A 26,969-nucleotide genomic window follows, 5' to 3' on the forward strand; every position below is an offset into this window, starting at 1 on the left:
GACCCCACCGGGGCTCCGCCCCAGACCCCACCGGGGCTCCGCCCCCCGGCCCCCCACTGGGGCTTCGCCCCCCGGCCCCCCACCGGGGCTTCGCCTCCCGGTTCCCGCGCGGGGCTTCGCTTCCCGGCTCCCGCCCGGGGCTTCGCCTCCCGGCCCCCACCGGGGCTTCGCCTCCCGGTCCCCGCCCGGGGCTCCGCCCACCGGCCCTCCACCGGGGCTCCGCCCCCCCCGGCCCCCGCCCGGGGCTTCGCCCCAGATCCCGGGGGCCAGGGGCGGAGCCCCTGCTACGCGGTGGAGCCGCGTATCGGTTCCGCGGGAAGGGGCGGGGCGCTGAAATCAGCCCCTCCGGCGTTTGAGGAGCGGGGTCCGGGGCGGAGCCCCGGTTGTGGGGAGGGGCGGGTAGGGGAACAGCCCGCCGCAGGCGTACGCGTACCGTCGGACACCCCGGGGCGGGGTAAGCAACGATATGCGGCTCCACCGCATGGCCCGCCGGACGCCCCGGAACAGCGCACGGCCCCCTCAGCGGTGCTCCGCCCCCCTTACGGCCGCAGCCGCCTTGCGCGCCGCCACCAGTACCGGGTCCCACACCGGCGAGAACGGCGGGGCGTAGCCCAGGTCCAGCGCCGTCATCTGCTCCACCGTCATCCCGGCGGTCAGCGCCACCGCCACGACGTCCACCCGCTTGCCCGCGCCCTCGCGGCCGACGATCTGCGTGCCGAGCAGCCGTCCCGTGCGCCGCTCGGCGAGCATCTTCACCGTCATCGGCCGGGTCTCCGGGTAGTACCCGGCGCGGCTGGTCGCCTCGATCGTGACCGTCTCGAACTGGAGCCCCACGGCGGCGGCTTCGGCCTCCAGCAGCCCGGTGCGGGCGATCTCCAGATCGCAGACCTTGCTGACCGCCGTGCCGACGACACCGGGGAAGGTCGCGTAGTCGCCGCCCACATTGGAGCCGATGACCTGCCCGTGCTTGTTGGCGTGGGTGCCCAGCGGAATGTGCCGGGTGCGGCCGGAGACCAGGTCGAGGACCTCGACACAGTCGCCGCCCGCCCAGATGTTGTCGTAACCGCGCACCCGCATGGCCTGATCGGTCAGCAGCCCGCCGTACTCGCCCACCGGAAGCCCCGCCTCCTGGGCGAGCCCCGTCTCCGGGGCCACGCCCAGGCCCAGGACCACCAGATCGGCGGGGTATTCGCTCATCTTGGTGGCCACCGCCCGCACCCGGCCGTCCTCACCCGTGACCACCTCGGCGACCTCGGCGCCGGTCACGGTGTCGATGCCGAGTCCCGACATCGCGTCGCGCACCAGCCGCCCCATGTCGGGGTCGAGCGTGGACATCGGCTGCTCACCGCGTTCCAGGACGGTCACCCGGGAGCCGCGCTGCATGAGCGCCTCGGCCATCTCCACCCCGATGTACCCGGCGCCGATCACCACCGCCCGCTCGACCGGGGTGGCCTCCAGGGACTCCAGCAGCGCCCGCCCGTCGTCCAGGGTCTGCACCCCGTGGACGCCGGGGGCGTCGATCCCGGGCATCCCGGGGCGGCGCGGCCGGGCGCCGGTCGCGACGACCAGGTCGTCGAAGCCGTACCACTGCTCGCCCTCGCCGTGCGGATCGAGGTCCCGCGCCAGGACCCGCTGCCCGGCGAGGTCGATCTCGACGACCTCGGTGTGGGTCCGTACGTCGATCCCGCGGCCCCGGTGGGTCTCGGGCGTCCGGGCGACCAGCTCGTCGGGGCCGTTCACCAGCCCGCCGACCCAGTACGGGATGCCGCAGGCCGAGTACGAGGTGAACTGACCGCGCTCGAAGGCGAGGATCTCCAGCTCGCCCCGGCTCTTGAGTCTGCGCGCCCGCGACGCGGCGGACATGCCCGCCGCGTCGCCTCCGATGACCACCATGCGTCGTGCCGCCGTCATGAATGCCCCTCCGCCACTGGATGTCCGGCTATAGGGCACCAAGTTAAGCGCGCGAGGTCTGCTCCCGGATCAGCGTGTAGAGCACGGCGCTGACGAGCATCAGCGCGCCGTCGATGTAGACCGCGTTCGTCCAGCTGCCGTAGTGGTCGAAGAGGGTGCCGCTGAGCGCCGGGCTGACCACCGCGCCGATCTCCCCGACCAGGTTGAACAGCCCGAAGGCCGCGCCGCGTTCGGCCGCGTCCACCACGTCGTTCAGCAGCGCGTGTGCCATCGGCTGGAGCGCGTTGAAGAACAGGCTGGAGACGAAGAGCAGGACGGACATCACCCAGAGGGAGGGCTTCTCATGGGTCTGCAGATACGCGGCGAACACCAGCACCAGCACGCCCTGGACCACGGTGAACGCGATCAGCAGCGGCCGCCGCCCCCACCCCCGGGCCTTCGCCCGGTCCGAGAGCAGACCCCCGGCCGGGAAGCCGAGGATGCCCGCGCCCGCGTTGAAGGTGGCCACCAGCGCGGCGTTCTGGAACGAGCTGTGGGCGGCGTCCGCGACGATCGACACCGACCAGAAGCTGAAGAACCACAGGTTCCACATGACCGCGATGAAGGCGAAGCTGAGCAGCAGCACACTGCGGTTCCGCGAGACCGCGCCCAGCCGGCCGCTGCGCCGGGCGAAGATCGCCCCGATGAGCACGAACGCCAGCACGCATTCGAGGATGGCCACGCCCCAGCTCGGCATCCCCGCCCCGTCGGCGATCAGATAGACCGTCATGACCGCGGCGCACAGCACCGCCGAGATCCCCAGCAGCCGCAGCGTGGAGCCGGTGGCCTTGAGCGGGCCGCCGATGCGGCGCATATAGACCGCCGTGGCCCCGCCGAACGCGAGCGTCGCGGCACCCAGCACCAGGAACGGCATCCGCCAGGCGTCCTCCTCGCCGAGCACCTCCCCGCCCCAGTCGATCAGGTACGGCGCGCTGATGGTCGCGACCGTCAGCCCGATGGCCAGTCCGGTGATGGCGACGCCCATGCCGAGACCGGCCTTCGCGGGCGGGGTGCGCTGGGCGATCAGCGAGCGGTCGTTGGAGTAGAAGACGCCCTCGCCGAGCCCGGTCAGCACCCGCAGCACCACGAAGGCGATCAGCCCGCTCATCATGCCGCTGGCCAGCGTCGCGACCCCCGCCCACAGCAGCGAGACCGCGAGCATGGTGCGGTGCCCGAAGCGGTCGCCGAGATAGCCGCCGGGGAACTGGGTGAGCATGTAGCCCGCGAAGAAGAGGCTGCCGATCAGACCGCCGAGCGCGTGCGGATGGCTGGCGGAGCCCAGCATGCCGTGGTCGTGTTCGATCAGCCAGGTGACGACGGGGCCGGTGATGGTGCGGTCGGCGTACGAGAAGAGCCAGCCGCCCAGCAGCATGGCCCACAGGGTGTGATACGGCTGCCAGCCGCCGCGGGGCGCCTCCCGGCCCTGCGCGGTGGGCTCTGCGGTCACTTCGGGCATGTCTCCATGTCCCCTCTCGGGCCTGGGCGTGTCGGCTCGGCGGCTCGGCTGGTGCCACACAGAATGTGGCCGGACATCGGGCGCGGCAAGGCGCGTTCGCGGGTCTTTCACCGACCGGAAGCCTCCGCGACGGGGTCTTGCCCCAGGGCGGCGGCGAGGGTACGGGAGATGCCGTGCGCGGCGACCCGTACGGCCGGGATCAGCCCCGGGGCCCGCCCCTCCGCGGCCGGTACCACCACCGACAGCGAGGCCACCACCTCCCCGCCCGGTCCGCGCACCGGGGCGGCGATGGACAGCCCGTCCATGGTGATCTGCCGGTCGCTGACCGCGATCCCGGTGCGCCGCACCTCGGCCAGGGCGGCCCGCAGCCGGTGCGGGTCCTGGATCGTCATCTCGGTGTAGCGGCGCAGCGGGCGGGCGCACACCCGCTCGTACAGCCGTGGCGGCCCGTAAGCGAGCAGCACAAGACCGACGCCGGTGGCGTGCAGCGGCCAGCGGCTGCCGACCCGGGTGCGCACCTGGACCGCCGAGTGACCCGAGATCAGCTCGACATAGACCACCTCAAGACCGTCCCGCACGGCGAGCTGGACGTTCTCGTGGGTGGCCTCGTACAGGTCCTCCATGAACGGCAGGGCCGCCTCGCGCACCCCGACCCCGCGCGGGGAGAGCGTGGCCACCTCCCACAGCCGCAGCCCGATGTGGTACGCCCCGGTGGCGTCGCGCTCCAGGGCGCCCCAGCGGGTGAGCGAGGCGACCAGCCGGTGCGCGGTGGCCAGCGGCAGCCCGGCGCGCCGGGCGAGGGCGGTGAGGGACAGTGAGCGGTGCGAGGCGTCGAACGCGTCGAGGACCGCCAGCATCCGGCCCGCGACCGAGCGGCCGCCGTCCCGGCCGTCGGTGGCGCGGGTGCCCGGTGGGCTGATGGGGGTGAGGGGGCCGGAGGCGGTCATGACAGCGGGAGGCCGACGTAGTTCTCGGCGAGCTCGGCGGAGGCGGTGGGGGAGGAGGCGATCCGCTCCAGCCGCGCGATCCGCTCCCGGTCCTCGAACGGGGTCTCGTCCGGGCGGCGGTGGAGCGTGTCCGTCATGAAGTACGAGAACCGCTCGGCCTGCCACACCCGGCGCAGACAGGTCCGCGAGTAGCCGTCCAGCAGCTCGGACGAGCCGGTCTCCTGGTGGTGGATCAGCGCGCGGGCCATCGTGATCACATCGGTGACGGCCAGATTGAGCCCCTTGGCGCCGGTGGGCGGCACGATGTGCGCCGCGTCGCCCGCCAGGAAGAGCCGGCCGTGGCGCATCGGCTCCTGGACGAAACTGCGCATCGGAGTGACCGAGGTGGCGGTGATCGGGCCGCGCTCCAGCGTCCAGTCCCCGTCGAGCGCGAAGCGGGTCGACAGCTCGTCCCAGATCCGCTCATGGGACCAGTCGTCGGGGTCGGTGCCGCCCGGCACCTGGAGGTAGAGCCGGGAGACATGGGGGGAGCGCATGCTGTGCAGGGCGAAGCCGCGCCGATGGCGGGCGTAGATCAGCTCCTCGCAGGACGGCGCCACATCGGCCAGCACACCGAGCCAGGAGTAGGGGTAGGCGTGCTCGAAGGTGCGCACCCGGTCGGCGGGGATCGCGCGCCGGGCGATGCCGTGGAAGCCGTCGCAGCCCGCCACGTAGTCGCAGCTCAGGGTCTGTTCGCGGCCCTCGTGGCGGAAGCGGATGACGGGCGCGGCGGAGTCCGGCTTCTCGATGGCCAGCGCCTCGGCCTCGAACAGCAGCGGGGGGCCGCCCGGCTCCTCCAGCTGGAGTGCGATCAGATCCTTGACGATCTCGGTCTGGGCGTAGACCATCACCGACTTGCCGCCGGTGGCGGAGGGGAAGTCCACGCGGTGGCCGCGGCCCTCGAAGCGCAGCTCGATGCCCTGGTGCGGCAGCCCCTCGCGGTCCAGCCGCCCGCCGGCGCCGCACTCCCGCAGCACGTCCACGGTGCCCTGCTCCAGGATCCCGGCCCGCTGGCGCCGCTCGACGTACGCCCGGTCCCGGCTCTCCAGCACCACGCAGCCGATCCCGGCGCGGTGCAGCAGCCGGGCGAGCAGCAGCCCGGCGGGCCCGCCACCGATGATGCCGACGGTCGTGCGCATCACATCGTCCCCTTGCCGTGGTGGTCCATGTCGCTGTGGTGATCCATGCGGCCCGTTTCGCCTTCGCCACTTGTTCGCTGAGTGAAATTTCGTTCATAATCGACTGGTGATGAGTTTCAGCCCGGTGCCACCACCTGTCAATGGCCCCGTCGGGCCTCTCGAGCGCGGCCTCGCCGTGCTGCGCGAGCTGACCCGGCTGGCCGCACACGAGGGACGGACCGCCGTCCGGCCCGGTGATCTCGTGCGCGGCACGGGGCTCGCCCGGTCCGTGGTCGACCGCGTCGTGGGCACGCTCGAACAGCTCGATTACGTCACGCTCGACGGCCGCGACATCGGCCTGGCGGTCCGGTTGATGGAGCTGGGCAACGCGTATCTGGCCGCGAGCGGACTGCCCGCCGCGCTCGGCCCGTTCGCCGAGCGGCTCGCGGACGGGCTCGACGAGTCGGTCTCGGTCGCCGTCCCCGACGGCGGCGGGGTGCGCTTCGTCGTCCAGGTCACCCGCCGCCGCACCATGTCCCTCGCCTTCCGGATCGGCGATCTGCTCCCCGCCGAGCGCTGCTCGCCCGGCGCGCTCTTCGCCGCCGAGTGGTCCGGGGCCGACTGGGCCGCCTGGCGCGCCCGTCGCGCCGAGGACCCCCTGGACACCGCGTTCCCGGCCGTCCCGCCCCGCCATCGGCCCGCCTCCGGCGAGGACTTCGAGGCCCGCGTCAAGGAGGCCGCCCGGGACGGCTGGGCCGTCGACGACCAGCTGATCGAACCGGGGCTGGTGGCGGTTTCAGTTCCGGTACGGGACGCCTCGGGCCGTACCGTCTGCGCGGTCAACGTGGTCAGCCACACCAGCCGCCATGACGTGGACTCGCTGCGGGCGGCGGTGCTGGGGCCGCTGGGTGCGGAACTCCCGGCGATGGAGGCGGCTTTGACGGCGCGTCGGCCACGGTCGGTTGCTTCGGTCGCTTCGGTCGCCTCGGCTGTTTCGGTTGCCTCGGCTGTTTCGGTCGCTTCGGGTACGGCGGACTCCGGCACGGCCGTGGGCGAGGATCCCGCGCGGATGGCCAAGCGGGAGCTGGGAGCGGGCTTCCTGCAGTCCCTCGCGCGCGGACTGGCCGTGCTGCGGGCCCTGGGCGGGTCGGCCCTGGCCGGGGCGGCCCTGGGCGGGGCGCGGGGCCCGCACCAGGGCGAGGCCCGCGCGGTGGAGGACGCGGCGCGCGGCGCTTCCGGCGCCACCGGGGGCATGACGTACGGCCTCGTCGGCGCGGGGCCTGGCGGCGGCCGGGGCGGGGGGATGACGCTCAGCGCCGTCGCGGAGGCCACCGGGCTGGCGCGGGCCACCGCCCGGCGCTCGCTGCTCACCCTGGTCGAGCTGGGGTACGCGGAGGCCGACGGCCGGACCTTCCGGCCGCTGCCGCGAGTGCTGGAGCTCGGCTACGCCCCCCTGGCGGAGCTCGGCTTCACCGACATCGCCCAGCCGCACATGCGCGAACTGGTCCGCATCGTCCATGAGTCGGCGTCCCTGGCCGTCCTCGACGGCGGCGACATCCGCTACATCGCGCGTGTCCCCACCGTCCGCATCATGAGCGTCAACATCACCATCGGCACCCGCTTCCCCGCCTACGCGACCTCCATGGGCCGGGTGCTGCTCGCGGGCCTGGACGCCGACGCCCGCGCCGCCCACCTCGCCGGGGTGCGGCCGGAGCCGCTGACCCGGCACACCGTGACCGACGTGGCCGAGCTGGCGCGCGTCGTGGAGCGCGCGGCGGCCGAGGGGTACGCCCTGGCCGACGAGGAGTTGGAGGAGGGGCTGCGGTCGCTCGCCGTGCCCGTGAGGGATGCGCGCGGACGGGTGGCGGCCGCGCTCAACGTGGCGACCCACGCCGGTCGCGGCACCGCCGAGAGCGCCCGCGGCGAGCTCCTCCCGGCGCTGCGCGCCACCGCGGCCCGTATCGAGGCCGACCTGGCCACGGCCTCGGCGCAGCACGCCCTGGGGGCGGGTGAGAGAGTGGGGGCATGAGAGCGGCGAACACCCCGGGGGCGGGGCGCACCGGCCATGTCGTGGTCATCGGCGGCGGAATCGCGGGCCTCGCGGCGGCCCACTGGCTGCTGGACGGCGGGGCGCGGGTGACGGTCCTGGAGGCGTCGGGGCGGCTCGGCGGCAAGCTGCGCTCGGGCGAGATCGAGGGCGTACCGGTCGACCTGGGCGCCGAGTCGATGCTCGCCCGTCGCCCGGAGGCGGTCGAGCTGGCGCGCGCCGTGGGCCTCGGCGACCGGCTGCAGCCGCCCGCGACCGCGACCGCCTTCCTCTGGACGCGCGGCGGGCTGCGCCCGATGCCCAAGGGCCATGTGATGGGCGTCCCCGGCGATCTGGAGCCGCTGGCCGCGTCCGGCGTGATCTCGGAGGAGGGGATGGCCCGGATCGCCCGCGACCGCGAGCTGCCGCCCACGCCGGTCGGCGAGGACGTGGCGCTCGGCGGGTACCTGGCGGAGCGGCTCGGCCGCGAGGTCGTGGACCGGCTGGTGGAACCGCTGTTGGGCGGGGTGTACGCGGGCGATGTGTATCGCACTTCGATGCGCGCGTCGGTCCCCACCCTCTTCGAGGTGGCCCAGTCCGGCCGCCCGCTGACCGAGGGCGTCCGGGAGCTGGCCGAGCGCTCCGCGCGACGGCAGGACGGCCCCGTGTTCATGGGCATCGACGGCGGGATCGGGCGGCTGCCGCTCGCGGTCGCCGACGCCGTACGGGCCGCGGGCGGCGAGATCCGCACCGGGGCGCCCGTACGGGAGCTGCGGCGCACCGCCGACGGCTGGACCGTCGCCGTGGACGGCGCTGACGGTACGGGCGGCACGGACGGCACGGGCGGCGTGGACGGCACAGGCGGCACAGGCAGCGCGGACGGCACACGCGGCACAGGTGGCCCCTCGGTGGTGGCGGCCGACGCCGTGGTGCTTGCGGTGCCCGCGCCCGCCGCCGCCCGGCTGCTGGCCGCCGGGGCCCCGGCCGCCTCCGCCGAGCTGGCCACCGTGGACTACGCCTCGATGGCGCTGGTCACCATGGCCTTCCGGCGCACCGATGTGGCCTCGCTCGCCGAGGGGAGCGGCTTCCTGGTGCCGCCGGTCGACGGCCGGACGATCAAGGCGGCCACCTTCTCCAGCCGCAAGTGGGGCTGGCTGCGCGACGCCGGTCCCGATCTCTTCGTGCTGCGTACCTCGATCGGGCGGTTTGACGACGAGGCGGATCTGAAGCGGGACGACGCCGATCTGGTAAGGATGTCGCTCGCCGATCTCGGCGAGGCCGTCGGCCTGACGGCGAAGCCCGTCGCGAGCCGCGTGGACCGCTGGGACGGCGGACTGCCCCAGTACCCGGTGGGCCATCTCGACCGGGTCGCCCGCATCCGCGCCGAGGTCGCCAAGGTGCCGGGGCTGGCGGTGTGCGGCGCCCTCTACGACGGGGTGGGCATCCCCGCGTGCGTCGGCAGCGCCCGTAAGGCGGCCGATGAGCTGCTGGGCGCCCTGGCGGGCCCCCTGGAGCCGGGCGCCGGAGCCGGAGAGCGAGAATAGGGCCATGACTGCTGCACCTGAGAAGACTCCCAATGCCGGTAAGAAGGCCAAGGACCTCAACGAGGTCATCCGCTACACCCTGTGGTCGGTGTTCCGGCTGCGCGATGTGCTGCCGGAGGACCGTACCGGCTACGCCGACGAGGTCGAGGAGCTCTTCTCCCAGCTCGCCGCCAAGGACGTCACCGTGCGCGGCACCTACGACGTGTCCGGGCTGCGCGCCGACGCGGACGTCATGATCTGGTGGCACTCGGAGACCTCCGACGCCCTCCAGGAGGCGTACAACCTCTTCCGCCGCACCCGGCTGGGACGGCACCTGGAGCCGGTGTGGTCCAACATGGCGCTGCACCGCCCGGCCGAGTTCAACAAGTCCCACATCCCGGCGTTCCTCGCGGACGAGAACGCGCGCGAGTACGTGAGCGTGTACCCGTTCGTCCGCTCCTACGACTGGTACCTGCTGCCCGACGAGGACCGCCGCCGGATGCTCGCGGACCACGGCAAGATGGCCCGCGGCTACCCCGACGTGCGCGCCAACACGGTGGCGTCCTTCTCGCTCGGCGACTACGAGTGGATCCTGGCCTTCGAGGCGGACGAGCTGCACCGGATCGTCGACCTGATGCGCCATCTGCGGGGCTCCGAGGCGCGCCGGCACGTGCGCGAGGAGGTGCCGTTCTACACCGGGCGGCGCAGGGCGGTCTCCGAGCTCGTCGCCGGTCTGGCCTGACGCCCTTACGGGGTGTCCGCCGCGTGGCGGAGGCTCCGCCCCGGACCCGCAGCTCCGCCTGGACCCGGATGTCGTCAGGCGTCGGGAAGGGGCGGGGAGCGGAAGAGCAGCCCGCCGCAGGCATCAAGATCCGTCGGACACCATCCGTCGGACACCTCCCAGGGCCTTACGGAGGTCGGGACGGCCTTACAGCCGTCCCGCACCGGCCCCGGCGCTCTCCTACGGCGTGCCCGGGATCGCGGCCGGCTGCTTGCCCGACTCGGGCAGCGGGGCCGGTTCCGGCAGCGGCGCGGGCTCCGGGCGCGGGGCGCAGAAGGCAGACCGGCCGGGGGTCTTCCCGGTCAGCAGATAGGTGTCCACATGGCGGTTGACGCAGTCGTTCGGGCCGCCCCACAGACCATGCGTCCCCGCCTTCCGCTCGGTCACCAGCGAGGAGCCGGGCAGCCGGTGCCACAGCTCCTTCGCCCCCGCGTACGGCGTGGCCGCGTCCCGTTCCGCTGAGAGCAGCAGCACCGGCGGTAGCGCGACGCGCCCGGTCCGGGGGCCCACGGCCTCCAGGTTCCCCACGTCGAGGGGGCGGCCGGGCTTCAGCGGCCAGAAGGCGCACGGCAGGTTCATCGCCACGTTGTCCCAGGTCTCGAAGGGCGCGCGGCGGGCGAGGGCGGTGTTGTCGCGGTCCCAGGTGGCCCAGTCGCGCGGCCAGGGCGCGTCGTTGCACTCCACGGCGGTGTAGACGGCATTGCCGTTCTCGTCGTCGGCCGCCTCCGCCGGATCGGGCGCGGCGAGTTCGATCAGCGGCTCGGGGTCGCCGCGCAGATACGCGGCCAGCGCTCGGGCGGCGGGATCCCAGTAGGCGTCGTTGTAGCCGGTCCTCAGGAACGCGCTCTGGAGTTGGGCGGTGCCGACGACCCCGCCCGCCGGCTTCCGCGCCAGCCGACGCCGCGCCGTGTCGTACGAGGCGAGCACCCGGTCCGCGGTGGCGCCGAGGTGGTAGACGGCGTGGTGCCGGGCGACCCAGCGGCGCCAGTCCCGCCAGCGCCGCTCGAAGGCCAGCGACTGGTCGAGGTTGTCGCGGTACCAGATCCGCCCGGGGGCGGGGTTGACCACGCTGTCGAAGACCATCCGGCGCACCCGCCCCGGGAAGAGCGTGGCGTAGACGGCCCCGTAGTACGTGCCGTACGAGGCGCCGACGAAGGTGAGCCGCCGCTGGCCCAGCGCGGCGCGCAGCACCTCCAGGTCGCGGGCGTTGTTCAAGGTGGTGTAGTGCGCGAGTGCGCGGCCCGAGCGGCGCACACAGCCCCGGACGTAGGCGCGCGCCCGCGCCACCAGCCGCCGTTTGAAGGCGGCCGTGGGGTGTGGCGGGGAACTGGTCGGCGCCTTGGCATAGGCCGACGGCCGCTGGCAGGACAGCGGCGCGGAGCGGCCCACACCCCGTGGGGCGTAGCCGACGAAGTCGTAGGCGGCGGCCACCCGGCGGAAGGCGTCCTCGGCCGCGTACTCGGGGAACGCCATGCTGGAGGCGCCCGGTCCGCCGGGGTTGTAGATCAGCGCACCCTGACGCCGCGCCTTCGGGCCGGTGGCCCGGATCCGGCTGACGGTGAGGGAGACGTGCTTGCCGCGGGGACGGGCGTAGTCGAGCGGTACGGAGACCTTTCCGCAGGTGATGGGGGCGGCCAGCGCCTCGGCGCGGGGGCAGCGGCGGAAGGCGATACCGCGTTGCGCCGCGCGCCGGGCGGCGAACGCCACGCCACGGGCCGCGGCCGCGTTGCCGGGCGGGGCGGCGGCCGGGAGGGCTGGGGCGGCCGAGATGGGTGGGGCGGACCAGGTGGTCCAGGTGGGCGCGGCGGAGGCGGCGGGGGCCGAACGGGTCGCGGAGGGCGCGCCCGCCGCACCGGCCGGGGCCGTGGCGGATCTGGTGGACGCGGTGGGCGTCGCGGGATTCGTGGCGGCGGGGGTAGGGGCGGGGACGGTGGGCGCGGCGAGCGGGCGGCCGGTGGCGGGCGTCGCGAGCAGCGCGCTCATGGCCAGCGACAGGGACAGCGGCCCGAGGATGCCGTACAGCGCTGCTGCTCTCACTGGCCATCCCTTCGTGCATCGCGCGATGAAAGGGATATTTGGCGCGCCGGATGACCATGTAAAGCACCGGGCCGCGGTGTCGGGGTCAATGACCCCAATGCGTCTTCAGGGCCGCGCGCAGCGCCGGGTCGGGGAGGGTGGCGGTGCCGTGCACGGCGAGCGCGGTGAGCAGGTCGCCGTCGTCGCCACCGCCGTCCGCGCCGCCTCCGGAGCGCTGGGCGAGGGTCCGCCGCGGGGGCACGTCGATCCGGCCCAGCAGCCGCTGACCGACGGGGGAGGCCCACCGCGAGTACGGATGCGCCTCGACCCGGGCGATCAGCAGACAGCCGGCCGTCAGCAGCAGCGGCAGCACGAACCACGCGGCCACCGGACCGCGCCCCGCCGCGGGCGGCACCAGCAGCAGCGCGGCGGCCGCCATCGCCAGCACCAGCGCGCAGGCCGCCCGCACCTGCCGCACCGCGACCGCCACATTGGTACGGGCCGAGGCGGGCACCGCGAGCCCCGCCGTCACCAGTCGGTCACCCAGCGCCCGCACCGGGGCGGCCGTGTCGAGCACGGCCCGCACCGGCCGCACCGGGGCCTGCCCCTCCGGTCCTATCGCGCTGATCACGGCCCGCTCCAGCTCGTCCCGCCCGTCCGGATCCACCACGGTGACCCAGCCGGTGTGCGCGAGCAGCAGCCGCCGCTCCCGGTACATCGTGACGAGCGTCAGATCCCCCACCCGCCGCGGCCCACCGGACAGGAACGCCGCCTCGTACAGGCTCAGGCCCTTCCCATCCGCCCCCGGCTCGGGCTCCATCGGCTGAGCGGCGGCCACCGCCGCCAGGCACAGCCGCGTGCAACTGACGACCGCCGCGCCCCACGCGACGAGCAGGAAGAGGACCCACAACATGGCCGAGTTCTACTCGACCCGGCCATCACCGCGCCACGGTTTTCACGATATGAACGACTCGCACGAATGCGGCGAGCGCCGCGCAGACCCACGACGCGGCGTCCGACGGACCATGACACCCGCGGCGGTCCCGCCCCTCCCCACAGCAGCACCGGTATGCGGCTCCGCCGCGTGGGGGGGGCTCTGCCCCAGGTCTCGGGCCGGGGTCTGCGCCACGCCTCGGGTCGGGGGTCTGTCCCAGGTCTCGGGTCGGGGTCTGCCCGTCGGGCTCTGCCTCAGGTCCCGGGCCGGGGGTCTGCCTCAGGTCCCGGGTCGGGGGTCTGCCTCAGGCCTCGGGCCGGGGCTCTGCTCCTTCGCGCGGCATCGGTATGCGGCTCCGCCGCGTGGGGGTTCTGCCTCAGGTCTCGGGCCGGGGTCTGCCCCAGGCCTCAGGCCCCCGGTCTGCCCAGGGTCCGACCGGGGGTCTTTCCAGGCCTCGGGTCGGGGTTCTGCCTCAGGCCCTGGATCGGGGGTCTGTCCCAGGTCCCGGGTCGGGGGTCTGCCTCAGGCCTCGGGTCGGGGCTCTGCTCCTTCGCGCGGCATCGGTATGCGGCTCCGCCGCGTGGGGGCTCTGCCCCAGGCCCCGGGCTGGGGCAGAGCCCCAGGTCCCGGGTCGGGGTCTGCCTCAGGTCCCGGGTCGGGGGTTTGCCTCAGGCCTCGGGCCGAGGGTCTGCTCCTTCCCGCAGCGTCGGTATGCGGCTCCGCCGCGTGGTGGGGCTTTGCCCCCGGGGTCCAGGGGCGGAGCCCCTGGTATCGGGAAGGGGCGGGGTGGGGAAAACAAAGCGTCGATACGCGGCTCCGCCGCGCGGTCCGCCGGACGCCCCGCAACTCTGCTCGGGACCGCGATGGGGCCGCGGGCTTTCCGTACAGCTGCGGCGCGGGATGCCGGTGGCCGAGCCGCCACGAATCGGCGAGGACGCCTCGCCGGCCGTCATAGGCGCCCGTGGCCTGGGCGGCTCGACCAGCCGCTGCTCGGCTCGGTCGGGCCGCGGTCGCCCGCCCCCGGCACCCGCCCGTGCCCGGCACCCCAGCCCGCCCCCGGCACCCGCCCGTGCCCGGCACCCGCCCGCCCCCGGCACCCGCCCAAGCCCGGCACCCCAGCCCGCGCCCGGCGCCCGCCGGTGGTGGCGCCCGGCGGGCTCCGCCAGGCCTCCCGGCCGCAGCGCGGCCCATCGTGCGGCGGCTCAGCCGCCGCCTCCGCAGCCGCCGCCCCCGCCACCACCACCGCAGCCCCCGCCTCCACCGCAGCCCGAACCGCCGCCGCCTCCGCCGCAGGACGAGCCGCCGCACGAGGAGCCTCCGCAACCGGAACCGCCTCCGCCGCCTCCACCTCCGCACCACGATCCGCCGCCGGAGTCCGTGGGTCCCGACGACCCCGACGACCCCGAGTCGGTCGACGAACCCGAGGTGACGGGCACCTTTTGCGCATCCAGTAGCTGGGCCCGCAGCAGCGGGTCGTCCGCCAGGGCGGCCACACCGGTCAGGGCGACGACGACCGCCAGGGGGACCGTCGCCGGATGGCCGATGGACCGGGCGCGCCGTATGCCGACCCCCGAGTCCCTCCGGTACGTCGCCAGCGCCCGCTGCCCGGCGGCGGTCAGCCTGCGCTTGCCCGCACTGGAGCAGATTCCGCCGATGAGGAAACCGGTGAACAGCGCGGGGGCGATCGTCAAGATCAGCGGAGGCCCGCCGTCGGCGACGGAGCCGATACTGATCAGGACGGCCAGAAACACCCCCATCGCGCACAGCCCGATCTGCGTCCGTGCCACGCCCCGCCAGAACCGGAGGGCGTCCGGCCGCACCATCAGCCCGCGGCCCGCCAGCTGGTCGCCGATCGCCTGCACCACCGGGCTGCGCATCAGCTCCCGGCGCAGCCACTTCAGGCCGCCGTGCGGGGAGATGGCGCACAGCCGCAGCAGCTCCTCCTCGACCGGGCCGCGCGCGACCGGCTGCCGTACCGAGACCACGCCGGGGTCGCCGATCGCCAGCCGCCCGTCCGCGTACATCGCGCTGATCACGGTGTCCGCCACCCGCCCCGGCCCGCCCGCCAGGAACGCGGCCTCCAGCAGGTTGTGTACCTGGGCGTACACCGGCCCGGAGACCTCCCTGCGCCGGGCCCGGACCGTACCCGTGATGAGCACCACCGACGACACGGCGACGGCCAGGTAGACCAGGGTCACGATCGCGCCCATGCCGCTCACCGCCCCCCGCTCAGCGCGAGCCGGACCCGGCGGGCCAGCCGCGCCGCCGGATGGGACGGCAGGGGCGCGGGCCCGGACCGTTCCTGCCACCACCGCGTCAGCCGACGCCGGGCGGCCGCGTCGTCGGGCCGGCCGTCCGCCAGCAGATGCTCGGCGAACGACATCGCGTCCCGGCGGTAGCCGCCGGTCATCGGGCGGCCGTCGGCGTACCGCGCGAACGCCGGGCGGTAGCCGGTGCCCAGGATCTCGGGCAGCTCAGGGGCCACCTTGGCGATCACGGACGCCCGCTTGGCGGTCAGCGCCGCGCTCTGCACCCGCAGCCGCCGCCGGTCGAAGCCCTCGGGCGGCGGGGTGTCCCCGACCAGCGCGGACAGCAGCGAGGCCTGGGCGAGCGCCAGCCGCTCCCGGACGGCGTCGGGCACGGGCGCGTCGGGCGCGAGTGCGTCGGGAACGGGCGCGTCGGGCATGAGTGCGTCGGGCATGGCGGACGCCCTCACCGAGGCCTCGGCGGCCCCGGCCCCGCCCCCGCCCCCGCCCCCGGCCCCCGCCGCCGTCACCGCGCGGATCGCGTCCAGCTCGCCCGCGAGCTCCTCGGACGCCGGGAAGTCCTCGTCGCGCTCCAGCAGCACCCCGGGCGGCATCGTACGGGCGCACAGCTCGGCGAGCACGTCGAGCACCGGCTGGGTCACCGGATGGGCGTGGCTGTCGTGCCACACCCCGTCCCGCTCCACCCCGCCCGCCACATGGACGTAGGCGATCGCCGACGTGGGCAGCTCGTCCAGCGCCTTGGCCGGGTCCTCGCCCCGGTTGACGTGGTTGGTGTGCAGATTGGCCACGTCGATGAGCAGCCGCACCCCCGTGCGCTCCACGAGCTCGGCCAGGAACTGGCCCTCGGTCATCTCCTCGCCGGGCCAGGAGATCAGCGCCGCGATGTTCTCCACCGCGAGCGGCACCGGCAGCGCGTCCTGCGCGATGCGCACGTTCTCGCACAGCACGTCCAGCGCGTCACGGGTCCGCGGCACCGGCAGCAGATGCCCGGCCTCCATGGCCGGTGACGCGGTCAGTGGCCCCCCGGCCCTGACGAACGCGATGTGCTCGGTGACCAGCGGCGAGCCCAGCGCCTCGGCCCGTTCGGCCAGCGCCCGGAGGCGGCCGGGGTCGGGCCGCTCGGCTCCCCCGAGGCCGAGCGACACCCCATGCGGGACCACCGTGGTCCCGCGCTCGCGCAGCCGCCGGAGCGCGTCCGGCACATGGTCGGGGCAGATGTTCTCCGCCACCACCTCCACCCAGTCGATGCCGGGCAGCCGCGCGATGTCATCGGCGATCTCCGGTCGCCAGCCGATTCCGGTACCGAGGCGCACCATGGCTCCCCCTCCTCGTTCCGTACCGCGTCCCCCGCGGTGTGTTCTCGCGTGCCGGAGTCATGACCCCATACAGGGAGGACGAATCCCCCGGCCGCATGGTTCAGAGGTTCATTTGAGCTTCGGGGTGTCACGGCGGGGACGGCCCGCGGGCGGTGGCCGTCCGGACGCTGGCCAGGGGGCGGCACGGGCGGTGCGAAAGGTCACCGGGTGGGTGGAGTCCCTGAATATGGTCACTGTTACAAAAAATTCCGGCCCTGTGGCGACAGACGTTCAGAAGGGAAAATAGGATCGGTCTGGTCTGGGGGGATGGAAGATCACACCTTTGTGCCGCGCCCGCGCGCGGAGCGAGCGTGGGGGAAACACGTGCTGGGCAGCAGCGACAACGCCATGGGGAAGCACCGCAAGCACCGCCGTAAGCCGCCATCGAGGAGCCGGGGGATGCGGCTGCGCCGGTGGGCGGCCACGCGGATCCGGCTGGACTACCCCCGGGCGGGGCGGCGCGGTGTGACGCGATGGCTGCCGTCGTGGCGTCAGATAGCCCTGCTCTTCCTCTTCTGCCTCGGCAGTCTGACCGGTCTGCTGAGCTTTCTGTATCTGCAGACCGACATCCCGAAGAACCTCAATGACTTCGCCACTCAGCAGGACAACGTCTACTACTGGGCCGACGGCACCGAGATGGCCCGCACCGGCCCGGTCAACCGGCAGGAAGTGCCGCTGGACAAGGTGCCGGAAGACGTCCAGTGGGCGGTGCTGGCCGCCGAGAACGCCAGTTTCTACACCGACAGCGGAGTGTCCCCGAGTGGGCTGATGCGCGCGGTGACGCGGATGGTGACGGGCGGTGAGACGCAGGGCGGCTCCACCATCACCCAGCAGTATGTGAAGAACGCCTATCTGAACCAGCGCCAGACCTTCTCCCGCAAGCTCACCGAGATGTTCATGGCCATCAAGCTGGACGACCGGATGAGCAAGCCGGAGATCCTCCAGCGCTATCTGAACACCAGCTGGTTCGGACGCGGCAGTTACGGCATTCAGCGGGCGGCGTACGCGTACTACGGCAAGGACGTCTCGGAACTCAACGCGAGCGAGGGCGCGTTGCTCGCCTCGCTGCTCAAGGGCGCCGGAACCTTCGATCCGACGCTCAGCACCAAGAACCACAAGCGGGCCGTCGACCGCTGGAAGTGGGTGCTGGACCGGATGGTGGACATCGGAAAGCTCTCCAAGTCCGAGCGGGCGCGCTATACGACGTTCCCCGAGCCCAAGGCACAGCCCAAGCCGGTGGGGCTCACCGGGCAGGTGGGCTATCTGGTGGAGACGGCCAAGGCGTATGTCAGCTCCCACACCGACATATCCGACGCCGATTTCGACCTGGGCGGCTATCAGATCCACACCACCTTCGAGAAGCCGAAGGTCCAGGCGCTCGCCAAGGCGGTAAAGGAGACCCGGGACGACCTCGACCCCGAGCAGCGCCCCGAGGACCGCCATGTGCGCATAGGCGCCGCCTCGGTGGCCCCGGGAGGCGCCATACGCGCGCTGTACGGCGGCCCCGGCTATCTGGAGCAGGGATTCAACGACGCGAACGCCTCCACCGTCCCGGCCGGCACCTCCTTCACCCCCTTCGTCTACGCCGCGGCGCTGCGCGACGGCGTCCTGCTGGAGCGCAACGGCGCGCGGAAGGCCGTGACGCCCTCGACGCTCTACGACGGCGACAACAAGATCGCGGTGCATACGCCCGAGGGCCCGTACTGGGACCGCGGCGGCAAGATCGTGCGGGCCACCAATGACGACGACGCCTCCTATGGGCAGGTCTCGCTGCGCCAGGCGATCGTGCGGTCCATCAACACCCCGATGATCCAGCTGGGCATGGACGTCGGCCTGGACCGGGTCCGGCAGGCGTCCATCGACGCGGGGCTGCTGCCCAGCAGCTTCGGCGCGCGGGTGCCCGCGTTCTCGCTCGGCACCGCGACCCCCAGCTCGATCCGTATGGCCAGCGCCTACGGGACGTTCGCGGCCGAAGGCACGCACTACGCGCCGTACTCGGTGAGCGGGCTCACCCACGGCGGGCAGAAGCTCGAGCTGCGCAAGGACAGCGCCAAGCGGGCCTTCAGCGCGGCGGTCGCGGCGCAGGTGGACGACGCGCTGCGCGGCGCGGTCCAGAGCCCGGACGGTTCGGCGCGCGAGGCAGCCGTGGGCGGTGGCGAGGTGGGCGGTGGCGAGGTGGCCGGTAAGGGCGGCACGGCGCAGGACGGCACCTCCGCCTGGTTCGTCGGGTACACCAAGAAGCTCTCGACGGCGGTCTCGCTGTCCCGGGTGGATCCGAAGTCGCAGGAGCTGATGCCGCTCAAGGGAATGGGCGGTGGAGGCGCCGATAATTCGGGCGACACCTACCCGATGGACATCTGGAAGAGCTATATGACGGACGGGGCGGCGGAATGACCCGCACCGGCGTGAGCCGCCTCGGCCTGAGCCGCACCGGCGGAAAGGGCCCCGCAACGGGACCGCTCACTTGCTCTTGGCGTACGTGGACCAGTCCGGCGATTCCGCCGGGTCCAGCATCCGCAGCTTCTCCAGGACCTTCGGGTCCTGGGCGTCCAGCCAGTCGGCGAGCTGCTTGAACGACACGCACCGCACTCCGTCGCGGCGGCAGACGCTCCTCATCACGTCCTCGATGGCCTGCATATAGATGCCGCCGTTCCAGGTCTCGAAGTGGTTGCCGATGAACAGCGGCGCCCGGCTTCCGTTGTAGACCCGCTCGAATCCGTTCAGATATCCCTCGCGGGTCAGCCGCTCCCACTCCGCGTATTTCGCCGGATCGCCCTCAGTGCTGTCACCGGACTGGTTGAAGAGGAAGTTGAAGTCCATCGAGAGGACCTGCTTCTCGCTCTCCGGATACGGCACCAGCTGCAGCGGGAAGTTCCAGATTCCATCGATCTTGGAGGGCCAGAGCTGGAAGTCGCCCGGGGAACTCGCGTCATAGCGCCAGCCGAGGGATTTGATCGCCGGAATCAGCGTCTTCTGGCCTTCCAGGCACGGCGCGCGCCCGCCCACCAGCTCCACGTCATAGTCGAACGGCAGCGGTTTGATGTCGGTGAAGCCGGTGTTCGTCTTCCACTGCTTCACAAACGAATATGCCTGCTCCGTTTCGCTCTTCCACTCCTCGGTGGACCAGTCCTCCCCGCCCTTGGCGCCGCAGAAATGGCCGTTGAAGTGGGAGCCGATCTCATTGCCGTCCAGCCAGGCCCCGCGCAGCTGTTCCAGGGTCTCCCTGATGTGCTCGTCGGTGGGGAAGGATATGGCGGCCGAGCCCGGTTTGTGCTGGGGCGGCCGATAGAGGTCGCTCTTCGACTTGGGCAGCAGATACATGCCGCTCAGGAAGAACGTCATGGTGGCGTTGGTCTCCTTGGCCACCTCGCGGAAGCGGGAGAAGAGATGGTCGTCGTTCTCCAGCGCCCCGTCCCAGGAGAACACCACGAACTGCGGCGGCTTCTCGCCCGGTTTGAGCTTCTCGGGCTTGAGCTGGTGCGGCTGCGGTCCGGTGTAGGACGTGGAGCCGTCCCCGAGCACCTTGTCCTTGCCGTCCCAATGGGCGTACTTGTCTTCCTTCTTGGGCTCCTTGGGGACCCGGTCCGACTTGGGGGACGCCGCGGCCGCGGGGAGGTCCCCGTCCTGCGCGCCCCCCGCGTCCCCCGGCGAGGTCAGGGCTATCAGCAGCGCCACCACGACGGCCACGGCCGTCAGCGCGCCTATGGGCGCGGCCACGCCATAGGCGTTCTTCGCGTTTAAAGCCTTCAACGCTTTCACGATCTTCAGCGCCTTCACGGGTCCCGCCCCCTGGCAACAGTACAGATGTACGTCCCCCTCAGTATCACAGAAGTATCACGTGCCCTTCACATCAGTCATCCTCACCAACCGGTCAAAAGCAGGTGGTTGACGAGCAGTGAGAGACAGGCCTGGACCAGGAGCCATCGGCGGCGATCACGGGCGGGCAGCAGCGCGGTGGTGGGCAGCAGCCAGACGATGAACGGAAGCCAGATCCGCTCCGTCTCGGCCTTGCTCATCCCGGACAGATCGGCCACGACGAGCGCCAGCAGCGCGGCGAAGGTCAGCACGACGAGCCCGTACGGCGCACCAGGATCGCCCAGACGGCCAGGACCATCCAGACGGCCAGGACTGCCCGGACGGTCAGGATGGCCAGGACCGCCTGGACCGCCCGGACCGACCGGCCTGCCCAGGCGCAGCCGCCGGGCGGCGTCGGGCACCGCCGACAGCATCCGCCGCGCGCCCGCGACACAGGCGGGACCGGCGACCACCGAAGCGACGGCCACATTGGCCCAGACCCAGTACGCGTACGGGCGATCGGAGGCCACGCCCTGGTAGTAGCGCTCGACCAGCAGGGAGTACCCCTCCCACCACCGGAACCCGGCCAGCGTGAACGCCCCGGCCACCACCGCCACCCCGGTCAGCGCGAAGGGCAGCGGCCGCGCGGTGCGGGCCAGCAGCAGTACGGCGGCGGCGGGCAGCGCCAGCAGCGTCAGCCCGTACGAGAGATAGACCGTCAGCCCCAGCAGCAGCCCGGAGGCCAGCGCGACCGCCACGGGCGCCCGGACCGTACGCGTCGCCGCGAGCGCCAGCAGCGCGAGCCCCCAGGCCGCGACGGCCGCGAAGTAGCCGTCGGCCGAGGCGCCCACCCATACCGCCCCGGGCGCCAGGACCAGGAACGGGGCGGCCGTACGCGCCGCCCGCTCCTGCCCCAGGGCGCGCAGCGTGACCAGGACCGCGACCGCCGCCGAGCCGCCCACGGTGACGCAGAAGGCCCCCGCCCAACCGCCGCCGCCCAGGCCCAGCCGGTCCAGGCCCACGAAGGTGAGCACGGCACCCGGCGGATGGCCCGCGATATGGGCGGGCCAGTGGTCGGGCTGAGTGAGCAGGATATGGCCGGTGAAGCCGCGCAGGGCCGCGCCGATGTCCTGGAACCGGTCGATGCCGCGCAGATACTCGTGGCGCGCCGTCAGCCGCTCCGCCACCCCGCGCCGCCATCCGTCGGCCAGCGCCAGCGACCAGATCCAGGCCATGGCCGCCGCCCAGACGGCGCCCAGCAGCCCCCGCCACGGCAGCCGCGCCGCCAGCCGGTGGCCGTGGAGGACGACCGCCGCGGCGACGGCCAGGGCGAGGGGCGTACCGGGGCCCACATGGGGCAGCCAGTCGGCGTACAGCGGCGCCCAGTCGACGTACAGGGAGTGATCGGCCCGCTCGATCAGGGTGCCGACGACGGCGGCGACGGCGAAGACCAGGGCGGCGGCAGCGGCGGCGAACACGTCCCGGCGACGGCCGGTCCGTGTGTCGTCCTGGGTGGGCTGGATGTCGACGTCGTCGCGGAGAGGGAGCTTCACGACGTCACGCTACGTCGCCGAGCCCGCCGCCGGGCCGCCGCGCCGCGCGCCGTCACCGGACCGTCAGATCTTCCCGGCAGGGCCCGTGACGTCACCGTTTCGTCATGGCCTCAAGCCCACTGGCGGCGGTGCGGCGGTCCTACGGTCATGCCATGAGCCACCCTCCCCGTACCGACCGTGATCGCCGCGCCCTGTGGCGCAGCCCGCTGCGCGGCCCCTGGCTGACGTCCGTCTTCGGCCTGATCCTGCTCTTCGGCATCCCCGTGCTCTTCGTGACCGGACTGCTGTCGTACGCCGCCTACAACCCCGACCTGTCCCCGGTCAACGACAAGACACCGGACAAGGGGCTGCTCGGTTTCTATCTCTTCTCCTGGCCGACCGACCCCTCCTGGCTCTACCGCGTCACCCAGGGAGTGCACGTGACGCTCGGGGTCGTGCTCGTCCCCGTGCTGCTGGCCAAGCTGTGGTCGGTCATCCCCAAGCTGTTCGCCTGGCCGCCGGTGCGGTCCCTGGGGCACGCGCTGGAGCGGCTCTCCCTGCTCCTGCTGGTCGGCGGGGGACTGTTCGAATTCGCCACCGGCGTGCTCAACGTCCAGCTGGACTACGTCTTCCCCGGCTCCTTCTATCCGCTGCACTTCTACGGGGCGTGGATCTTCATGGCCGCCCTCGTGGTCCATGTGGCGCTGCGGATCCCGCTCATGGTGCGGACGCTGCGGAGCCGCGAGCTGCGGGCCGAGCTGCGCACCCGCACCGCCGACACCCGGCCGGAGCCGCCCGACGAGACCGGCCTGGTCAGCCCGCGGCCCGCCGCGCCGACCATGTCGCGGCGGGGCGCGCTCGCCATGGTCGGCACCGGCTCCTTCGCGCTGCTGGTGGTGACGGCCGGTCAGAGCATCGGCGGCCCGCTGCGTACGAGCGCGCTGCTCGCCCCGCACGGGCGTGAGCCGGGCCGGGGGCCGAACGGCTTCCAGATCAACAAGACCACCGTGGCCGTCGGCATCCGCGCCCGCGACATCGGGCCCGACTGGCGGTTGGTGGTGCGGGGTGCGGCGGGCCACGAGACCGTCCTCACCCGGGAGCGGCTGCTGCGGCTGGAGCATCACGGCGCGGCGCTGCCCATCGCCTGTGTGGAGGGGTGGTCCACGCCCGACCAGCGGTGGGAGGGGGTGCGGCTGGCCGACCTCGCCGCGCTGGCGGGGCATGCCGACCGGCCGCCGAGGGTCCTGGTCGAGTCCGTGCAGCGGCACGGCTCCTTCCGCAGCGTCGTGCTGAGCGAGCACCAGGTCCGCGACCCGCGCTCGCTGCTGGCGCTGAGGGTCAACGGCGCGGATCTGTCGCCGGACCACGGCTATCCGGCGCGCGTGATCGTGCCCGGGGCTCCGGGTGTGCACAACACCAAGTGGGTCGGCCGACTGACCTTCGGGGGGACGGTATGAGGTTTCTCGGGCGGAGCCGTGTTGGGCTGCGGCGGCTGGACGGGGAGTCCCCGCTGCGGCTGGTGCTGCTGCTGTGCTCCTTCGCACTGACGGGTTACGCCGGGGTGAGGCTGCTGAGCGGCGACTGGTTCGGCATCGCGCTGTGGTTCGTCGGCGCCGCCGTCCTCCACGATCTGGTGCTGCTTCCGCTGTACGCGCTCGCCGACCGTGCCGTGGCGGCCGTGCTCCCGGCCCCGGCCCGGTGGATCAACCATGTGCGGGTGCCCGCTTTCCTCTCCGGTGTGCTGCTGCTGGTGTGGTTCCCGCTGATCCTCGGTCGGCAGGAGCGCCGCTACGAGAACGCGACCGGGCTGAGCGCCGACGTCTTCTGGCCGCGCTGGCTGCTGATCACCGCCGTACTCTTCGGCGCCTCGGCGCTGTGGCTGGTGATCCGGGCGGCGATCCGGGGGTGGCGGCGTCGTCCGGGGGCTCGGGGCGGGGCTCCGGAGGCCGCGTCGGCCGCTTCGGCCGATTCCGCCGATTCCGCCGGGGAGCGGAAGCCGCCCGCGGGACCTGCCGGGCCCGCAGGGCCCAGCCGGTCATGACCGCCGCGCCGGCGACCGCGTACCCCAGCGTCCCGACCCACGCGCCGTCGTCCACCGCACGGGCCGTCACATACTGGGCGACTCCCGCGAGCGGCAGGCCGAGCCACTCCCAGCGCCCGTCGAGGGCCACCAGCGCCACCACCAGCAGCGCGTACCAGGGGTAGCCGGGCGTCATCAACAGGAACGCGGCCCCGGTCACCACCAGCGCGCCGCGCCAGGGCCGTTGGGGGTCGCCGCGCAGCAGCACCCAGGCCACGACCACGAGCAGGGCGGCGGCGATCACGGGGAGGGCCCAGGCCTCCGGGTCGGGGTGGAGCAGGCGCAGCAGCGCGTAGCGGTTCTTGTCGGCGGCGGCGGTGGAGCCCGTCTCGTAGCCCTCCTCGGCCACATAGCCGGTGAGATAGCCGAGGACGGAGGAGTGCGAGAGCAGGACGTACGGGAGGTAGCCGAGCGCGACGACGGCGGTGGCGGGCAGCACGACGGCCGCGGCGCGGCGGATCGCCGCGGTCGGCGAGGTGGGGCTTTCTGCGGGCCTCTTGAGTGCGGTGAGGGGCTTGGGGACGGCCGTGGCGAGGACGCCGGAGAGCGCGCCCGGCAGGGTCACGGCGGGCAGCAGCTTGACCGCGGTCGCCGCGCCGAGGAGCGCACCGCCCAGGGCGCGGCGGCGGGGGACGGCGACGAGGCCGGCGACGGTCAACAGCACGCCCAGCGCGTCGACATGCGCGTTGTTCACCGCCTCCACCGGCACGGCCGGGCACCAGGCCCAGAGCGCGGCGCGGGCGGTCGCGAGCCGTGGATCGCGGCGGCGCCGTGCCGCGGCGAGCAGCACGGCGGTGGTGGCGACGGACAGCAGCGCGCCGCCGGTCTGGAGGGGGAGGAGGGTGGAACCTGACGGCGCCGAGCGGTGTACAAGCAAGAAATAGCCCTCTGCGGCGGGAGGATAAATCGTATGGACCGAGGGGCGGTTCAGGCGTGTGCACTGTGGCTCGGCGGAGGCGCTTGGCGGGCGATCGGGCTCCGGACCGGCGCGCACGGCGGCGCCGGGCGTGGGTTGTTCGGGCGTGGGGCGGACGGGCGTGGGATGTTCGGGCGCGGGGCGGACGGGGGCGCGGTCGGGGCCATGGCAGGCGGTGCCCTGCGGGAAGAGCCAGCGGTCGCGCAGCGGGGCGAGCGCGGGGTCCTCGGGTGCGTGGTCATAGGGGGATATGCCAGCGGCCTGCACGCGCCCGTCCCAGGCGTAGCGGTAGGCGTCGGTGCTGGTGCGCGGGGGTGCGAGCAGACCCGTGGCGGCGATCGCCGCGCTGCCCGCGAGCACGAACACCGCGGCCTGGCGGGCGCCCAGGCAGCGGACGGTCCAGGCGGCCGCGGCGAACAGTGCCCAGGCGATGGCGTACCAGCGGGACAGCGGGCCGGGCGCGGTGTGGAAGTCGTCCCTGCGGAAGGTGAGGGCGAGGACGGCGACCAGCGAGCCGAGCAGCGTGGCCAGGGCGAGCGGGGTGATCCAGCGGCGGGCGGTCCGTGCCCGCGCGGGCGGGGCGGGGCGCTCGGGTGGACGGGGCTCGTCCGTGCCGTCGGGCGGTGGTGCGGGGCGGTCGCGGGCCGGTGGTCGAGGGCCCGGGGCGGAGTATGGCGGGGGCGCCCGATCGGGCGCCCGGCTGGGCCACCGGGCGAGTCGGCCGGGCCGCGGCGGGCGGCGCGGCGGACGGCGCGGCCATGCGGGCACGGCTCAGCGCTCCGTGCCGGACCGGGGCAGCGGTGGCGTGCGGCGCAGCGATACGAAGCCTCGGTCCCGCGCGGTCCACTGCTCGACCGGGCTCCAGCCCACCGCCTGTGCGTGGTGCAGCAGCGCCCGGACGCCGACGCGGGCCCAGGGAAAGGCCGTTCCCACGTCGCCCCGGCCGTCGTCCACGCGCACCCGCACCCGCTCGTCCACATCCGCCGCGGCGGCCTCCGCGATCAGCAGCCCGTCGGGGGCCGTGAGTTGGGCGACGCGGGCCAGCAGGGCGCGCGGATCGCCGCCGATGCCGATATTGCCGTCGATCAGCAGCGCCGTGCCCCAGCGTCCCTCGCCGGGCAGCGGTTCGAAGACCGAGCGGCACAGCGCGGGCCCGCCCGCGCGGACCGTACGGGCGACCGCGGCCTGGCTGACGTCGATGCCCAGGCAGGGGTGGCCGTGCAGGGTCAGCGCGGCCACCAGTCGGCCGGGGCCGCAGCCGATGTCGAGTATCGGGCCCTGGCAGCGCCGCAGCACGGTCCGGTCGGCCGCGTCGGCGTCCGCACACCAGCGTTCGACGTCCAGGGGCAGCATCCAGCCGTCGGCCCGGCGCAGGAACAGCGGCCCCCGGCCCGCGTGGAGCGCTCGGACATAGGGATCGGCGTGCCAGGGCGCGGCCGCGCGGCGAGCGGGCGTCCGCTCGCGCACCGCTCCACCGTGCACAGACACGTCGTGTACGGATCCTTCGCGCACCGATCCGTCGTGTACGGACCCTTCGCGCACCGAACCGTCGCGCACCGAACCGTCGCGCACTGTCTCGGCCGTGCTCATCGGGTGGTGGTCCGGGACGACAGACGGGCGAGGGTCCGGGCGAACCGCCCGCCCGGGGCGTCGGACGCCACCAATACGGCGTCCTCGGCCGTGTCCACGTCGCGCAGCATCGGCAGGTCGCGCACCCGCAGCCCCGCGTCCGTCAGCCGGCGCCGCTGGGCGGCACCGGTGGTGGCGGTGGACATCGGCACGCCCCGCAGCAGTTCGGGGTCCGGTTCCGCCAGGCCCAAGGCCCAGAAGCCACCGTCGGCGGCCGGGCCGAACCAGGCGTCGCAGTCGTGCCGGCTCCCCGGGTTGAGCGCGGGGGCGAGGAGGGCGGGGGTGACCTGCGGGGTGTCCATGCCGATCAGCAGGGTGGCGCCCCGGCAGGCGGCGAAGGCCGCGGCGAGCCGTTCGTCCAGACCGCCGTCGCACTGCCCCACCACCTCGAATCCCGGCGGCAGCCATGGCCCGGGGTGTCCGTCGAGCACCAGCACCCGGCGCCGCGCGGGCATGGCGAGCGCGGCGTGCAGCGTGTCGGCGAGGGACGCCTCGGCGAGCAAGGCGGCCTCGGCGGGGGTGTACGGGGGAGTGAGCCTGGTCTTCACCCGTCCGGGCACCGGCTCCTTGGCGATGATGAGCAGCGTCGTCCCCTCTCCGTGGGC

18 protein-coding genes are annotated in these 26,969 nt (G+C 73.7%); 5 read left to right on the top strand and 13 right to left on the bottom strand.

Annotated features, from left to right (window positions below; genetic code table 11):
- Nucleotides 1–519: 519 nt before the first annotated feature.
- From J2Z30_RS20085 to J2Z30_RS20100, 4 genes are all read right to left on the bottom strand, one after another.
- Nucleotides 520–1,911 carry an FAD-dependent oxidoreductase gene (locus J2Z30_RS20085; protein ID WP_044569219.1) on the bottom strand — a complete coding sequence of 464 codons (1,392 nt, stop codon included), beginning with the start codon at nt 1,909–1,911 and terminating at the stop codon, nt 520–522.
- Nucleotides 1,912–1,954: 43 nt separating this feature from the next.
- The gene (locus tag J2Z30_RS20090; RefSeq protein ID WP_044569218.1) at nt 1,955–3,406 is read right to left on the bottom strand and encodes an MFS transporter; all 1,452 of its coding nucleotides are present in this window, start codon (nt 3,404–3,406) and stop codon (nt 1,955–1,957) included.
- 107 nt (nt 3,407–3,513) lie between these two features.
- Nucleotides 3,514–4,353, bottom strand: coding sequence for an IclR family transcriptional regulator (locus J2Z30_RS20095; RefSeq protein ID WP_245388205.1), 840 nt, complete (start codon nt 4,351–4,353; stop codon nt 3,514–3,516).
- On the bottom strand, nt 4,350–5,531 hold the full coding sequence (locus J2Z30_RS20100) for a 4-hydroxybenzoate 3-monooxygenase (RefSeq protein WP_044569217.1): 1,182 nt from the start codon (nt 5,529–5,531) through the stop codon (nt 4,350–4,352). The genes J2Z30_RS20095 and J2Z30_RS20100 overlap by 4 nt, the downstream gene beginning before the upstream one ends.
- A 109-nt stretch (nt 5,532–5,640) precedes the next feature.
- On the opposite strand from J2Z30_RS20100, the gene J2Z30_RS20105 reads away from it, so the two are divergent.
- From J2Z30_RS20105 to hemQ, 3 genes are read left to right on the top strand one after another with little or no spacing between them, the layout of a single operon-like run.
- Complete coding sequence (locus J2Z30_RS20105; RefSeq protein ID WP_044569216.1) at nt 5,641–7,539, top strand: IclR family transcriptional regulator domain-containing protein; 1,899 nt, start codon at nt 5,641–5,643, stop codon at nt 7,537–7,539.
- Nucleotides 7,536–9,080: a protoporphyrinogen oxidase gene (hemG, locus tag J2Z30_RS20110; RefSeq protein ID WP_044569215.1), complete on the top strand. Its 1,545-nt coding sequence runs from the start codon at nt 7,536–7,538 to the stop codon at nt 9,078–9,080. Before J2Z30_RS20105 ends, hemG begins: the two co-directional genes overlap by 4 nt.
- A gap of 4 nt (nt 9,081–9,084) precedes the next feature.
- Nucleotides 9,085–9,801 carry a hydrogen peroxide-dependent heme synthase gene (gene hemQ, locus J2Z30_RS20115; RefSeq protein WP_020867857.1) on the top strand — a complete coding sequence of 239 codons (717 nt, stop codon included), beginning with the start codon at nt 9,085–9,087 and terminating at the stop codon, nt 9,799–9,801.
- 219 nt (nt 9,802–10,020) lie between these two features.
- Here hemQ and J2Z30_RS20120 read toward each other — a convergent pair whose 3' ends face one another.
- From J2Z30_RS20120 to J2Z30_RS20135, 4 genes are all read right to left on the bottom strand, one after another.
- Nucleotides 10,021–11,877 (bottom strand): alpha/beta hydrolase, encoded by a 1,857-nt coding sequence (locus tag J2Z30_RS20120; protein ID WP_063790887.1) that lies wholly within the window; start codon nt 11,875–11,877, stop codon nt 10,021–10,023.
- A gap of 85 nt (nt 11,878–11,962) precedes the next feature.
- Nucleotides 11,963–12,769 carry a TIGR04222 domain-containing membrane protein gene (locus tag J2Z30_RS20125; protein ID WP_044569214.1) on the bottom strand — a complete coding sequence of 269 codons (807 nt, stop codon included), beginning with the start codon at nt 12,767–12,769 and terminating at the stop codon, nt 11,963–11,965.
- Nucleotides 12,770–13,992: 1,223 nt separating this feature from the next.
- Nucleotides 13,993–15,000, bottom strand: a complete 1,008-nt coding sequence (locus J2Z30_RS20130; protein ID WP_052701319.1) for a TIGR04222 domain-containing membrane protein — start codon at nt 14,998–15,000, stop codon at nt 13,993–13,995.
- A 5-nt stretch (nt 15,001–15,005) separates the two neighbouring features.
- Nucleotides 15,006–16,373 carry an MbnB/TglH/ChrH family RiPP precursor modification enzyme gene (locus J2Z30_RS20135; RefSeq protein ID WP_209468752.1) on the bottom strand — a complete coding sequence of 456 codons (1,368 nt, stop codon included), beginning with the start codon at nt 16,371–16,373 and terminating at the stop codon, nt 15,006–15,008.
- Nucleotides 16,374–16,736: 363 nt separating this feature from the next.
- Here J2Z30_RS20135 and J2Z30_RS20140 point away from each other — a divergent pair, with 363 nt between their 5' ends.
- Nucleotides 16,737–18,806, top strand: a complete 2,070-nt coding sequence (locus J2Z30_RS20140; protein WP_308279978.1) for a transglycosylase domain-containing protein — start codon at nt 16,737–16,739, stop codon at nt 18,804–18,806.
- Between the two features lie 66 nt (nt 18,807–18,872).
- Here the strand turns inward: J2Z30_RS20140 and J2Z30_RS20145 are convergent, their stop codons facing one another.
- Both J2Z30_RS20145 and J2Z30_RS20150 read right to left on the bottom strand, forming a co-directional pair.
- Nucleotides 18,873–20,162: a polysaccharide deacetylase family protein gene (locus J2Z30_RS20145; RefSeq protein ID WP_044581278.1), complete on the bottom strand. Its 1,290-nt coding sequence runs from the start codon at nt 20,160–20,162 to the stop codon at nt 18,873–18,875.
- Between the two features lie 110 nt (nt 20,163–20,272).
- Nucleotides 20,273–21,760, bottom strand: a complete 1,488-nt coding sequence (locus J2Z30_RS20150) for a hypothetical protein (protein WP_044569209.1) — start codon at nt 21,758–21,760, stop codon at nt 20,273–20,275.
- Nucleotides 21,761–21,912: 152 nt separating this feature from the next.
- Between J2Z30_RS20150 and J2Z30_RS20155 the strand changes: the two genes are divergently transcribed.
- Nucleotides 21,913–23,196, top strand: a complete 1,284-nt coding sequence (locus tag J2Z30_RS20155) for a molybdopterin-dependent oxidoreductase (protein WP_044569208.1) — start codon at nt 21,913–21,915, stop codon at nt 23,194–23,196.
- Between the two features lie 387 nt (nt 23,197–23,583).
- Here J2Z30_RS20155 and J2Z30_RS20165 read toward each other — a convergent pair whose 3' ends face one another.
- The 3 genes from J2Z30_RS20165 to J2Z30_RS20175 form a co-directional block, all read right to left on the bottom strand.
- Nucleotides 23,584–25,281, bottom strand: coding sequence for a glycosyltransferase 87 family protein (locus J2Z30_RS20165; RefSeq protein WP_078957291.1), 1,698 nt, complete (start codon nt 25,279–25,281; stop codon nt 23,584–23,586).
- Nucleotides 25,282–25,506: 225 nt separating this feature from the next.
- A complete protein-coding gene (locus J2Z30_RS20170) occupies nt 25,507–26,325 on the bottom strand; it encodes a methyltransferase domain-containing protein (RefSeq protein ID WP_078956582.1) in 819 nt (272 codons plus the stop codon).
- The gene (locus J2Z30_RS20175; RefSeq protein WP_044581275.1) at nt 26,322–26,948 is read right to left on the bottom strand and encodes a TIGR04282 family arsenosugar biosynthesis glycosyltransferase; all 627 of its coding nucleotides are present in this window, start codon (nt 26,946–26,948) and stop codon (nt 26,322–26,324) included. Before J2Z30_RS20175 ends, J2Z30_RS20170 begins: the two co-directional genes overlap by 4 nt.
- Nucleotides 26,949–26,969: the final 21 nt, after the last annotated feature.

It is taken from the genome of Streptomyces iranensis (assembly GCF_017874715.1).
Taxonomy (GTDB): Bacteria; Actinomycetota; Actinomycetes; order Streptomycetales; family Streptomycetaceae; genus Streptomyces; species Streptomyces iranensis.